Consider the following 12,856-nt stretch of genomic DNA (forward strand, 5'->3'; position numbering starts at 1 on the left):
ATCACTACAGCGTTGCGATATCACGATTGCGCATCGTTGCTCCATAGTACGATCGGTATTGCGCCTTGCGTTCCAGGTCGCGGATCACCACATCCGTAAAATCAACTCCGGTCAGTTTCTGGCTGCTGCCTAAACCGCCGGGACTGAACACGTTGATCTCCATCAACTTGTCCTCGACGATGTCCAACCCGACCAGAAACATTCCATCTTGCACCAGTTTGGGACGGACCATTTCCACCAGCTCCAGCATTTTGTCGGTCACCTCCGCCTCGACGCCCTTACCGCCCGAATGCATGTTGCTGCGAGCATCGCCGGTATCATTGCGTCGTCGAAAGGCCGCGTATTTGCCATCTTTCATCAGCGGTCGACCGTTCATCACAAACATCCGCACGTCGCCATCGACGGCTGCGGGCAGGTATTCTTGGGCGATACAGAATCCGTCGCGGATCACCGCTTCGATCATCTGATTCAAATTTGCTTTTTCATCTTCGCCGATCAAGAACACACTCTGTCCGCCGGATCCCTGCAAGGGTTTGACCACCACCTTGTCGTGCTGATCGGCGATAAAGGCTTTGATGTCGTCCACGTCACGACTGATGCAGGTTCGCGGACGAACCTGTTCGGGGAAGTGTTGGAAATAGGTCTTGTTCAGCGCGTTGGCCAAGCTGAAGGGATCGTTCAAGACGATCACGCCACGCGTGGCAGCAAGCTGGCTGAACAGAATGCCGCTGGTCTGTGCCCACGGTCGGTCCGAAGCATCATCGGAAGGATCGTTTCGCAGCAGCAAAACATCTAAATCATCTAACGAGATCCGTTGACTTTGGTTGTCGTCACTTTGCACTTCGCCCAAGAACGTCTTTAGCGAATCATATTTCCCATTGTTGACGCTGCGCACATGCGCCTGGATCGAACCGTCGGGAGCATAGATGAAATCACCGACACCCAACAGAAAACTCTCATGCCCCAAATTGACCGCTGACATCGCCAGCCGTGTGGTCGTGTAACTGGCTTTTTCGGTCATCACGTCATTGACTACAAATCCAATCTTCATCTGTCCGTCTCCATGAGGTCCAGGACGGACTTGCCGCGACAGGCATCGAGCCGCTCGCGAACTTTGGCGTCGTCCAAAAATCGAGGTAATAAACGTGGCGGTTCGATGATGCCACGTCGACGTAGTTCTTGAATGTAGGGAACATGTTGCAGACCGATTTTGCCGACATACAACGGCTCGATATCGTGTCCGGCTGCAAGATAAACCAACAGATCTCGCAAACCACGCAGGTAAATCAAGTCTTTGGTCAATCCGCCGCCTCGAAACACACGCAAGGCGGTGGTGAATGATTGCCGACCGCTGAATCGGTGGCGGCGATGCAATTTGCGATAGACGTCGGCAAAAGATTCGCCGCGCGTGACGCAGCGCGTCGCGATCACACGTGCGGCCAGCGTTCGCATGCGGTTGCGGGTCAATCCGCCCACCAAATATTCCGCCAACACAGCCAGCCCCTCCTGCAATTCTTCGTATCCCGCCAGCCCGGCGTACATCTGACGCAGCGGCTGGCAGCGACCATTGAAATAGGTCAACAGGTGCGTCCCGATCTCATGATGCAGTAGCGCCGTCACTCGGCGCGGTGACAATCGCAAATTGTTGGCGATCAACAATCGGTCTTGCGAAACCATGATGCCTGATGCAATCCGATCGGAAACCTCGACCTTCGCATTAAACTCGCTCATTCGTGTGTGATAGTGGTCAATCTCCTCACGCGCTCGCTGCACCAACTGGTTGGTACCAACCGTTTTCTTGTTCTCGACCGACGGCTGGTCGGCCGCATTTCGATCGGGCCGAAATCGTTGCAATATCTCACGGGCCAGTTCCACCAGTTCTTCCTCCGGCGCACCGTACAATTGCAAACTGTTGGCAAGGAAATTGGATTGCCCCGGGTGCAACGAAGTGGCCTCGGGTAGATGCAATTCTCGCAGCGAGGTCAGTTGATGATCGATTTCGTTTTGCTTCTCCCAGAACAGATGCGCCAACGTCGGATCTTCGATACGCTCGATCTCGACCGCAAACAGTTGACGTTTCAACAGATTGGGATGGTAGGGCAAGTGTCGGTACTGCAGTGGCGGTAGTTCGCGATAGCCGTGTTCGCGAAAATGACAACCGGCGTCCTCCGCATTGGTCGGCGTGACCTGCAACAGAAAATCAAAGGACTGCGAAACATCGCTCAGTTGCTGGTCGATCAGACGCACCGCTTTGACCATCGACGAGGGGCCCAGCGTGTCGTAGTGCGAGGATTCCGATTCCTTTACCGTCCCAGTGAACTCAGCAATGGTCTTGCGAATCGCCGTCGCTAGTTGCCAACGCAAACGTTGTAAAACCAACGGATAGATTGCGCCGGTTTTTGAATCGCGATAAATGGGTTTCACCGCCAATCCGATCGTACAACACCCACCGCTGCCCCCATCACTGCACTCGGGCATCAACGGCGAGAAACCATCTGGATGGACTTGGTCGCCACTGCGAATTCGGACCACCGGCGAGTCGCTGGCCAGATGAATCGACGCCAGAGATTTGCGAAAAACTTCGATCGTTGACGGCATGGCGTCGGCGTCGGTACACACGATTTCAAAATCTGCATTCTCGGAATCCGCCTGTTCATCCTGCCCCGACGCCCACACCTCGATCAACAGAAAAGTGCCGAAGTGTTCCTGCATTGCACCACCAATCGCACCGCATAAATCAGCCAAGCCGTCCTGATGCGCCGCATCGCCGTCGGCAAACAAGTACGACGCTTCACTGGTGACCAATTGTCGTGTGCCCAGATCGGGTTGCTGGCACTGCTGTTGACGGTAGACACATAGAAACGGCAATTGGCGATCAATCCGCAAACGACCCTCTCCCGGCAAATTACGGCGCACCCGCTTGTTCTTCTCCAAGCGAGCACAAACCGCTTTGGTGAGCGCCCGATAGCGGGATTCGATGGTCGAAGCCGTCCCGGCGGTCCCGGTCGATGAATCGCTCACATCTGCTCCAATTCATCGCGTACGCCGGGCAACGTCGATCGCAATGCTTTGTAAATGCATTCGACCTCACTGGGATCCGCTTCACCGTTCCACTCGTCCATGAAGAACTTTTTGAACTCGATGGCAATCGAACAGACCTGCTGGGGATAGGTTTCGTGAACCCATTTGCCGAAATGTCCGCCTTGGAATTTAACGTTCTCACGCACATCCAAACTGCGACCATGAAAATCATAAGCACGCAATCGATCAATGAATCGATCGACGACGGGCGCCCAATACTCACGGTCCATCGTTCCGGTGCCAATATTGACTTCGGGGTTCAATAACCGGTCCGCCTCAGGCGCGTCAGCTCCGTCGCGGCGATAGTTATAGGTATGCAGGTCATAGATCACGACATGCCCATGTTCGGCCACCATTTCATCCAACAAGCTTTTGACCTGCTGATAAAACAAATCGTATTCGCGCAACGAAGCCGCCTTCATCTTCTGATCCGGCGGCGTGTCCCAAACCTCCATGCCCCAGGCATCGGCCGGACGTTCATAAACCGCTTTGTCACGGGGTCGATTCAAATCCACTTCGAAACGCGATCGCAACCCAACGATTTGCGTTTTAGCGATCTGAGTCCACTCGCCAGTCAGTGGATCCTCTTCTCGCAATTGCTCCTGTTCATCGATCCGCAAATGGCGTTCGACACTGCGCCGCGTGTCGTGACCATTGTGAATGGCCGCGGCGACGATTGGCCCCGTGCCACGCTGAAAAATGCAATGAGGTTTGAGTGTCATGAGGATTCGCCCGAGTTGGAGTGTAAATGGTTGGGTTTAGCGAATCCCGTACCAATCAGGCACTACGATGCTGCTTTTCGAACACAGTCGATACCGACTCGCCACTCAAGTCATTCACGGTTCGTTTGAATCGATGCACTGACCCGCTCGCCACCAGGCTGAACGATCTGCGACCAATCGACTCGTCTGGAAAGTCCAGTTTGCTACTCCCGTGACCCTGGCGATTACCCACAAATGGCGACCCGACGCGTCAGCGAGGGATTTAGCCGTTTGACGGGATCCCTCGCTAACGTTTCTTTGAAGTTGCACAAATCTGCCTTTTAACTCAAATGACTCGGTAAATTGCCGCTTCGATCTCTTCACTCTTCCTTGGGAGAGTCGGCCTCTCAGGGCCGGAGAGGGGCTTTCTGAGAACCCTCTCCGGCCGCTTAGCCGTCAGACTTTATTTCTCTTTGGAATGCCGGATTCGGCACGACCTTTGCGTGATTCATTTCGAAAGACCGCACCGAGCTGTGCTTTCTAGCGCACTGAGCTTTCTAGCGCTGTGAGGTTGCTTGAACAGAAAATAGAACCCGCAAGGAGAGATACGATGAGTCTTGAAACGAAAATGGATCTGAACGAATCGACGATCGATAAGCTTCAGAAACTGATCCGAGCCAACATTGACTCGTACAACGGATTCCACGAATCCGCTGAGGAATTAGACGACGCAAAGTTGTCGACTCTGTTCCGTACGATCGGCGACGAACGCTCTGCGATGGCCACCGAGCTGCAGACGTTGGTGGAATTCAACGGTGCCGAAGCGGAGGACGACGGGAGTGTCGCTGCCAAGACGCACCGAATTTGGATTAACATCCGAGGCAAGTTGAACGGAGGCGATCCCTATGTGATTTTGATCGAAGCCGAGCGCGGCGAAGATCACATCAAAGAGGCCTACGAAGACGTGCTGAAGGAAACCGCTGGCAGTGCTGCCAATGACATCCTGACGGCCCAATACGCCAAGGTCAAAGCTGGCCACGACAAGGTTCGCGACCTGCGCGACGCCTACAAAGACAAATAGACCGCCACGTCGCACTGTTTAAACGACATCAGTAGTCGAACCAAACGCCGCCGCCGAGCAATTCTTCGCGGCGGTCGAAGAATTCGTATTGGCTGGTTGGACCGCCGCCGTATTGCAAACCAAAACGGATTCGGCGACCCGACTGTGGACTTTGAAACGACCAACCTAGCTGGATGGTGGTTGAGACGTCGTGGCCGACCGCTTGGCGAAAATTCAAATTGACAGCCGCAAATGGTGCACCCCGTCGGGGATCGATTGCCCGCGGCGTGTATTCCGCACCGGTTTGAAACTGATAGCGCCGGGCGCCACCCGATGCTCGAAACGCGTTGGCAACCTCGGCATAAAAGCGATAACTGGGATTAGGCGAGTAGCTTCCGCCCCAGACCCAGGATTCGGTGACGTAGTTGATGCGTTCAAACGCTGGGTTGCGGATGACGTATTCGTCGCCGACATGGGAACTGATGTGAAAGTAGCCGAACTTCATTGCCCAAGGCCCTTCGGCTGCCGTGATTTCGGTTCCAAAGCGATAGTCGACCGACTCCACGTCTTCGGCATGCAGCAAGTCCAGTCGTGTCATCACCGCGCCTTCCAAATCCCACTGCCAGCCTTGGGGTCGCAACGCACCGGCACTACCGTATCGCAACAATCCGACGCGCCCGCCTAGCGTCGCATCCCAAAACACGCCTTGTTTTTGGTCATTAAAGATGACCGTGGACAGGCGTGGTTCATGCGGGCCGGCCAAATACGATCGCCACAGCAATCCGTCTGGCAATAGATACCAATCGCGTCTTTGTTGCTCCGCACCGGGAATTATCGGGCACACTTGCTCGCAGATCTGACTGCACTCTGCATCCGCTATTTCAAACAGGTGATCGGTACGCGCCATCAACGTCCCGAACTCATTGGCAAATTGATCCCGATCAGTGTCATTTACCTCGCCTCTCTCTGCGGCCATGCTCCATCGACGGTCGATCGGTCCATTCGTCCAACCTATTAGTAGCGCGATGCAGATTCTGAAAAACAGGTTCATCGTTGGAACCTGGCCACATACAGATGCCTGTGCACCCCCGATTCGATCAAGTCATGGCTCGATGCAATCGCATCACGCGTTTGATTGATGGTTTCGTCATCGGTTACAAGAATCAGATCCCGCTGACCAGAAACAAAACCGACAAACTCCGCGCTTAGTGGCTGAGGAAAATAGACCACTCGATCGACCGGCAATTGAAGTTTGGCTGCGTGTGGTTTTTCGCCAAAGAAGACCAGCAAGGCACTGGGATCTTCAGACGCCAACTGTCGGGCTTTCCCATACACCGAACGTGATCTGGCAATGCCGGGCATCAAACTCCAGCCGGCAAACCCAAGCGTTAGGCCAGCGGCCATTGCCATCACCGACCAGCTAATCGGGGATGGCGTCGACTGCCGACGCCAAGTCATCAGCAGGCCTCCTGCCAAACCCATCGCACAGGCGACGACTGCGATCGTCCCGGCGCCCATCGATCCGCGGAACCAGACATCGACCGCGGCAACGATGACCAACACTGCCACCAGAATCAACATCGTCCGCTGGGGGAACGGCAGCAAGAAGCGGGCAACGCCGGTCGGCGATCCAGACCGGAACACCGTCTGGTCCAACATGCCCCCGACCAGCAAGCAGGTCAACGGAAACATGGGCAGAATGTAAGTCGGCAATTTGCAACTGGACAGCGAAAAAAACACCAAGATCCAGACGGCACTGCAGACCAGAAAACCTAAGTCCTTTGTCCTCAGACTGCGAATCGGATTCGAACGCCCCGTCAGATAAACAGCGACCGAAGGCAATAGAAGTGACGTCGGAAACATTCCCGCAAGCAATACGGGTACAAAAAACCAAAACGGTTGCGGGTGATTCGAGCCCGCCGTGAACCGTTTGAAATTGTGTTCCCAGAAAAAATAGTCCGCAAACTCCGGGTTGAAGGAACACACCGCCACATACCATGGACATGCCAGCAACAGCAGCGGAATACCAAACACAGCCCAATGCAACGGCCGGGCTTGTGTATGATCGCGGCGCAGCCAACCACTGATGACCAACGGTGGAACACACAAAACCAATGCGACAGGCCCTTTGGTCAGGATCCCCAACGCACAAGCTACCGCAGAAACCATCCACCAACACCAATCGATTTTTCGTTGCTGCAACGCGATGTATCCAGCCAACAACGAAAGAGTCGAAAACAGCGTCAACAAAGAATCCAGGATCAAGAACCGGCCGGTCAAGACAAACCCACCGCACAACAACAGCGAAATCGCACCCAACCAGGCGGCACGTCCGCCGACAATGCGTTGCCCTAACAGATAAGTCAAAACAATGGTTGCCAAGGCCGCCAACACCGATGGCATCCTGGCCGCCGTCTCGCTGATTCCAAACCACTCAAAACTGGTTGCCGTCAACCAATACATCAATGGCGGTTTGTCCAAATAGGGCGTTCCATCCAACGTCGGAGTGACCCAGTCTCGTGAATCGATCATCTCGATCGCGATCTGTGCATACCGAGTCTCATCGGGCTCGATCAACGGATACGACAGGTTTGGCAACAAGACGATCATCGCGGCAACGACCAGGACGCTCCAGGCGATCACCCGTTGCCAGCACGGTTGCATGAGAAAGGTTGGCATGAATCAGGCGGGGCGTTGGAGTGTTTGTCGTAACATAAAACTGCCGGCGACAATGAATAATGCGTTGACGCACCACACCGACTGTGGAGGGATATCGCCCTGCTTGGCTAAATCCAACATCACAGCGAACAGCGGGTAGTACGACAGCACGGTGGGTAAAAAAACGATTCCAAAGGTGGTCATGGTGTCGGACGCGCGCAGTCGGATGGCCAGTGGGATGCCGATCATCACCATCGCCAAACAGGTGAACCCGCTCGCCCAGCGGCGATGGCCTTCGGTCGCCAAGCGGTGCAGTCGCTTCCTCGCGGTTCGAAGCGAGGTCTGACCAAGTTCCGATTCGCTGCCTGCGATCTGATCCAAGCGTGATTGCAGCAAACTGAACCCCAACCGAACTGTCAGCTCCTTTTCATACCGTTCGATTTCAGCCCGCTGATGCAGTGAAGCAATGGGCAAAGATTTCATCGACATGTGCGACGGATTGGCCGTCAATAGGTCAACCGGCTGACCGACCGGCAACGCAACGGTGTGCACGATCGTATGGGGGAACCGAAACTGCGCACGATTGTCGACCTGTGCTATTCCGTCAGTGATACTCAATTCAATTCCCTGCTGCGCTTCGTTGTAGCGAAGTTGAGCACGGCGAGCAGTGATCAAGATCGGTTGGCCGTCTTGCCGGTGAAGCTTGATTGTCGGTGCGATTAAATCGTTGCCCCGAACATCATGAACCACCAACGAGAACTGACCGTGTTGAAAGCTGTGATCACGTCGCAGCACGCCGTAGGCGATGTGCTGAACCGATGACATTACGACCTGTTGAATGCCGTGATAGCCCCAGGTGAACGACACATTGATTAGCGCCACCGTTGCCAAGCTCAACAGAGTGGTGATCATGATCGCCGGCCAAACAATGGAATATGGTGAAATACCAACCGACTGCATGGCGATCAACTCGTTGTCTGCGGACATCCGGCCGTAAACACAGCAGACGCTCAACAGTGCCGTCGCAGGGACAGCCAGCGACAATGCGTTGGGCAATGCAAACGGCAGTAGACGTATGACCCCGCTCATGCTCAGCCCCTGATGAATCGCTTCGCGAGCCACTCCGACAAACATGGCCAGCGTGGTGACGACAATCAACGACAAAATGAACAGGTTGATGATCTCCATGCCGACGCGACGTTGAATGGTGGTTACCATGCCGCGTCTCGATGTTTCGACAAGGGTGTGGTCGTCGAGGTGTGTTGGGCCCGGGTGGCTATCCGATCGATCGTCGGCGCGATTGCCACCTCGATCAACTGCGCCGAACCCCGCTGGCCGAGTCCTTTCAGCTGACTTTTGGGCGGCAGGTAGCGGCGCAGCTCCGTCGTGCTGACCTGTTGATCCATCACCAACAGGCAACGACGATTTTTTGCCACAAACTGCTGCAGTCCTGCATCCTGCACCCTGGCAAAATTCACGATGTCATTGCGTCCTAAATAGAATGGGACCTCGGAAAATTCATGGGCGATCGTCGCCATCGCTGTCGACGAATGCCATTGTGAATCGGACCGATCCGCCAGCGGCTGGCCCAGCGGTGACGTCGCCCCGAACAGGGTTTGTGATCGGCTATACATCGGCAGCAGATGATGCATCACCATCACGGCAAACAAGAATGCCACCGCAGAGGTTGACCCCCAGGCAAATCGGGCTTGATGTTTGTCGCCCAACAGAACCAGAGTGGAAACCAACAAGCTGATCCAAAGGATCCCCCAACCAAAGACGCCCAGTGAGATGCTTTGCCCAAGCGTCACGGCGAACACCACAAATCCGACGCCTGCCAAACATGTCGCCGCGGTTGCCGACCGGGCAGACCAAAATCGAGCAAACCAGTGCCGCGTCGGATCGGCCGTTCGACGCAAGACCAGATCCAAATAGTGCCCCATCATCAACGCCAGCGGGGGTGCCGCCGGCAATAAATAGGTTGGCAATTTGCACCGGGATAAAGAAAAGAACAGAAAACACCAGCCCACACACAGCATCATAAAACCGATCGCCGGCGGCCGTTGCCGACGCAAGTCGTCTCCGCGACCGAACAAGAATTTGGCATAGGGGATCGTCAGGAACGACCAAGGATGCGCCGCGATCAATAACACTGGAATGAAATACCAGATCGGACGGGCATGAAACTCACCGGCAAACCGTGCCAAATGATGCCTGAGGAAAAACTCGGCCAGAAACGTGGGGTCTTGTAGTGACACCGCGACCAACCAAGGTGCCGCGATGGCGGACACAACGCCAGCGATGGCTGCATAGTGTGATAATCGTGGCTTCACCGACGAGCGGGACAACCAACTGAATACAAACACCGGCGGCAACCATAAGACGAGCGCAAGTGGGCCCTTGGTCAAGAACCCCAAACCGCAGAGGACACCTGACAACAGCCACCAGGACAGTCTAAATCGATCCCCGCGGATTGCCTCGATCGCTGTCAACAGTGATGTCGATACGAACAGCGCCAACAATCCATCCAGCAACAGATAGCGGCTGGTAAACGTGAATCCGACCGACAGCATCAAGACGATGCCCGACAACAGACCAATGCGACGCCCGAAAAAACGAGTCCCGAAAAACATCGTCGACGCGATGGTTCCCAGTGCTGCCAGGGCCGGCACCAATCGCGCGGATGCTTCCCCAATGCCAAACCACTTGAAACTGATGGCGCACAACCAATACAGGAGCGGCGGTTTATCGTAGTAGGTTTGGAAATTCAGACGCGGCAACACCCAATTGCCGGTGACCAACATCTCGCGCGGTATCTCTGCATACCGTGTCTCGTCACGATCGATCAGCGGATAGCCAAGATTCGTTAACAGAAACAGCGCCGCGATCATCAACAATGCGACTTGCAATCCTCCATAGAGGGAATCCGAGTGCTCACGGCGAACCGGCGGTGCGGTAACCGGTTTCTCATCCGCGGGATCAGAAGCTTCACCGGGAAACTGAACCACGTTCCACCAATAGCGAACCAAATCCGTCAGCACTTTGGGGATATGGCGAACCGAAACGGTGCTCGATCCTGCCGTCCGAGGGCGGTGCGAGACTCCGACTTCGACAATGCTGCGTCCTTGCTGTTTGGCTTGGACCAAGATTTCGGAATTGACTAAAAATCCGTCCCCTGTGATTTCCAATTCTTGCACCACCTCACGATGAAACATTTTCAGCGCGCAATCCACATCGCGCACGCCTGTTCCTAACAACGCGCGGACCAGTTGGTTGTAGACCTTGGAATAGAAACAGCGCAGCGCCGTGTCCTTGCGATCGATCCGATAGCCACAAACCACGTCGTATCGCTGCGACAACAAGACAAATCGATCCAATTCAGTCAGATCGAACTGGCAATCGGCATCGGTAAAGACGACTCGATCCATCGTTGCGGCGGCAAACCCGCTACGCAGCGCTGCACCATAGCCTCGGTTGGGCTGGTGACGTAGCAAACGCACCGCCGGGTTCGATGCGGCGAGTTGCTGAACCAACGCCGCCGTGTCATCGGTGCTGCCGTCGTCGACGACTATGATTTCATAACACGCGGCGACTTCGCGGAGCGCCTGGTCGGCTTCTTCGATCGCGCGGACAATCACTTCGCTCTCATTCCAAGCCGGAAGAATGAGCGAGAGTGACGGCGCGACCGGACGTGACAATGCTGGGTGCATCCCTGCACTCCTGAACTACGAGGAAATTAGTATTTCAGCAAACGGTACAGGCGATCGGTCGGTCGCAGCAATCCCAACTTCTAGTCTTTTAGTAGTTTATCCGAGGCTCACTTTCGCAGTTTGAAGCCAGCGCTTTTATGGCAAGCGCGAAGTGATCAGTGATCGCTCTCGGATTCCAACCATTCGTGGAGTCGGGTTCGCTCGTCGAAGGGTTCAAAATCTCGGACACGAATGTCGAAGTGGTGCAACGTGTTGGCGGTCCATGTCGGCCACGGTGACCAGTCGCTACGGCCCGATGCGATGGCGTTGGTCGGCAACCAAACCTGCTGGACGGCCAAGACCCATAACAGCAAGATTGAGATTGCAGCCACCGGTCGCAAGGATTTTGGCTTGGACACGGTTTGGTTGAGCATCACCAATCGATCACTGCGTCGAACCAAGGCGCTTTTTCGGTTGCCAAACGCCAGCGTTCCACGCGGCATGCTGGAACAGGACACACTGCCGCAACGCTCTGCGATTTTCACCAGTGCATGCAAATAGTCGGCACATTTTCCCGACGCGGTCACTGCGGCTTCGTCACATAGATACTCACGCGTCAGTTCGGCGCCGTCGGCTGCCCACCAGACCGCAGGATGAAACCACAACAGAGTCGAACAGACACCCTGCAAAAAATGTTGCATCGGATGCTCTGTACGGAGATGCTCCAATTCGTGCAACAACACCAAACGCAGCGTGGTCGCGTCATCGTCGAACATGTATCGCGGCAAGACAATCGTCGGACGATGCAATTGCCAACAAAATGGACCTTGGATCTCATCTGACAGCATGATTCGCAAGTTTGCGATTCCATCTCGATCAAGATCGACCGGCAAGCTCGTCAATCCCTCCGCATCCAATTCTTCGCACCGGAGGCTGAGAAAGCGAATCAGTGAGACACAGAATAGAGCGCGGCGGAGAATCGAGACGAATGTCCCAGCGATCCAAATCACCAACAGGGCCACGACCAATCGGGCTTGCCAGGTAACGATCCCCACCACACTTTGCCGCGAAAAACCGTCCGGAAACTCAAACAACCGACGGTGCGGAAACAACACTCCGGCAGCAACCAACGCAATCAGAGAGACGAAACAGATCGTCCACAACTGACAACTCCCCCGCGTGTCGCTGACGTAGCGCTGCAGCGTCAATGTCACCGCAACAATGATCGCCACTTGAACACACAACGTGCTGCCGACTTCAAAAGCGAGCGAATAGTCCATCAGGACTTCTCCAACTTTGCAGCGGCTTTTTTGACCGCTTCGATGTCGGCTGCCGAAACGGCTTCAGATTGAATCAAACTCAATACCAGCGATCGCGCCGACCCACCGAATAATTGATCAGTCAGAGATTTCAACATGCCTGCGCGAGCCTGTTCACGAGAGACGTTAGCCGTGTAGGTAAATGCACGCCCGATCTTGTCCCCGCGAGAAACGAATCGCTTTTCTTCTAGAATTTTCATCGTGGTCAATACGGTCGTGTAGGCCAGTTCACGATCGATACCTTCGACCACATCATTGACCGTCACGCATTCCTTGTCCCACACCACATCCATGACCTCGGCTTCACACTTGGTCAATTCGATCCGTGCTTTTTTTGCAGGCCGCATC

At 54.9% G+C, this 12,856-nt stretch carries 10 protein-coding genes; 1 reads left to right on the top strand and 9 read right to left on the bottom strand.

Features of this window, described 5'->3' with window-relative positions; translation table 11 throughout:
• Window positions 1–4 precede the first annotated feature (4 nt).
• From NHH03_RS08005 to NHH03_RS08015, 3 genes are read right to left on the bottom strand one after another with little or no spacing between them, the layout of a single operon-like run.
• Window positions 5–1,051 carry a glutathione synthetase gene (locus NHH03_RS08005; protein ID WP_253155241.1) on the bottom strand — a complete coding sequence of 349 codons (1,047 nt, stop codon included), beginning with the start codon at window positions 1,049–1,051 and terminating at the stop codon, window positions 5–7.
• Window positions 1,048–3,021 carry a flavohemoglobin expression-modulating QEGLA motif protein gene (locus NHH03_RS28130; protein ID WP_253155242.1) on the bottom strand — a complete coding sequence of 658 codons (1,974 nt, stop codon included), beginning with the start codon at window positions 3,019–3,021 and terminating at the stop codon, window positions 1,048–1,050. The genes NHH03_RS08005 and NHH03_RS28130 overlap by 4 nt, the downstream gene beginning before the upstream one ends.
• Window positions 3,018–3,803 carry an N-formylglutamate amidohydrolase gene (locus NHH03_RS08015; protein ID WP_253155243.1) on the bottom strand — a complete coding sequence of 262 codons (786 nt, stop codon included), beginning with the start codon at window positions 3,801–3,803 and terminating at the stop codon, window positions 3,018–3,020. The genes NHH03_RS28130 and NHH03_RS08015 overlap by 4 nt, the downstream gene beginning before the upstream one ends.
• A gap of 589 nt (window positions 3,804–4,392) precedes the next feature.
• On the opposite strand from NHH03_RS08015, the gene NHH03_RS08020 reads away from it, so the two are divergent.
• Window positions 4,393–4,863, top strand: a complete 471-nt coding sequence (locus NHH03_RS08020) for a PA2169 family four-helix-bundle protein (RefSeq protein ID WP_253155244.1) — start codon at window positions 4,393–4,395, stop codon at window positions 4,861–4,863.
• Between the two features lie 28 nt (window positions 4,864–4,891).
• Here NHH03_RS08020 and NHH03_RS08025 read toward each other — a convergent pair whose 3' ends face one another.
• From NHH03_RS08025 to NHH03_RS08050, 6 genes are all read right to left on the bottom strand, one after another.
• The gene (locus NHH03_RS08025; RefSeq protein ID WP_253155245.1) at window positions 4,892–5,818 is read right to left on the bottom strand and encodes a DUF1207 domain-containing protein; all 927 of its coding nucleotides are present in this window, start codon (window positions 5,816–5,818) and stop codon (window positions 4,892–4,894) included.
• 71 nt (window positions 5,819–5,889) lie between these two features.
• The gene (locus NHH03_RS08030) at window positions 5,890–7,521 is read right to left on the bottom strand and encodes an ArnT family glycosyltransferase (protein ID WP_253155246.1); all 1,632 of its coding nucleotides are present in this window, start codon (window positions 7,519–7,521) and stop codon (window positions 5,890–5,892) included.
• A 3-nt stretch (window positions 7,522–7,524) separates the two neighbouring features.
• The gene (locus NHH03_RS08035) at window positions 7,525–8,718 is read right to left on the bottom strand and encodes an LptF/LptG family permease (RefSeq protein WP_253155247.1); all 1,194 of its coding nucleotides are present in this window, start codon (window positions 8,716–8,718) and stop codon (window positions 7,525–7,527) included.
• Entirely contained in the window at window positions 8,712–11,210 is a 2,499-nt protein-coding gene (locus NHH03_RS08040; RefSeq protein WP_253155248.1) for a glycosyltransferase, read from the bottom strand. The genes NHH03_RS08035 and NHH03_RS08040 overlap by 7 nt, the downstream gene beginning before the upstream one ends.
• Before the next feature lie 155 nt (window positions 11,211–11,365).
• A complete protein-coding gene (locus NHH03_RS08045; protein WP_253155249.1) occupies window positions 11,366–12,469 on the bottom strand; it encodes a M56 family metallopeptidase in 1,104 nt (367 codons plus the stop codon).
• Entirely contained in the window at window positions 12,469–12,855 is a 387-nt protein-coding gene (locus tag NHH03_RS08050; RefSeq protein WP_253155250.1) for a BlaI/MecI/CopY family transcriptional regulator, read from the bottom strand. The genes NHH03_RS08045 and NHH03_RS08050 overlap by 1 nt, the downstream gene beginning before the upstream one ends.
• Window position 12,856 lies beyond the last annotated feature (1 nt).

The sequence above is a fragment of the Stieleria tagensis genome (assembly GCF_024129865.1).
Lineage (GTDB): Bacteria > Planctomycetota > Planctomycetia > Pirellulales > Pirellulaceae > Stieleria > Stieleria tagensis.

Bases quoted from the DNA above. Each gene is read 5' to 3' on its own strand.
- NHH03_RS08005 (WP_253155241.1), bottom strand. From the start codon at position 1,051: ATGAAGATTGGATTTGTAGTCAATGACGTGATGACCGAAAAAGCCAGT.
- NHH03_RS08015 (WP_253155243.1), bottom strand. From the start codon at position 3,803: ATGACACTCAAACCTCATTGCATTTTTCAGCGTGGCACGGGGCCAATC.
- NHH03_RS08020 (WP_253155244.1), top strand. From the start codon at position 4,393: ATGAGTCTTGAAACGAAAATGGATCTGAACGAATCGACGATCGATAAG.
- NHH03_RS08025 (WP_253155245.1), bottom strand. From the start codon at position 5,818: ATGGCCGCAGAGAGAGGCGAGGTAAATGACACTGATCGGGATCAATTT.
- NHH03_RS08030 (WP_253155246.1), bottom strand. From the start codon at position 7,521: ATGCCAACCTTTCTCATGCAACCGTGCTGGCAACGGGTGATCGCCTGG.
- NHH03_RS08035 (WP_253155247.1), bottom strand. From the start codon at position 8,718: ATGGTAACCACCATTCAACGTCGCGTCGGCATGGAGATCATCAACCTG.
- NHH03_RS08040 (WP_253155248.1), bottom strand. From the start codon at position 11,210: ATGCACCCAGCATTGTCACGTCCGGTCGCGCCGTCACTCTCGCTCATT.
- NHH03_RS08045 (WP_253155249.1), bottom strand. From the start codon at position 12,469: ATGGACTATTCGCTCGCTTTTGAAGTCGGCAGCACGTTGTGTGTTCAA.
- NHH03_RS08050 (WP_253155250.1), bottom strand. From the start codon at position 12,855: ATGCGGCCTGCAAAAAAAGCACGGATCGAATTGACCAAGTGTGAAGCC.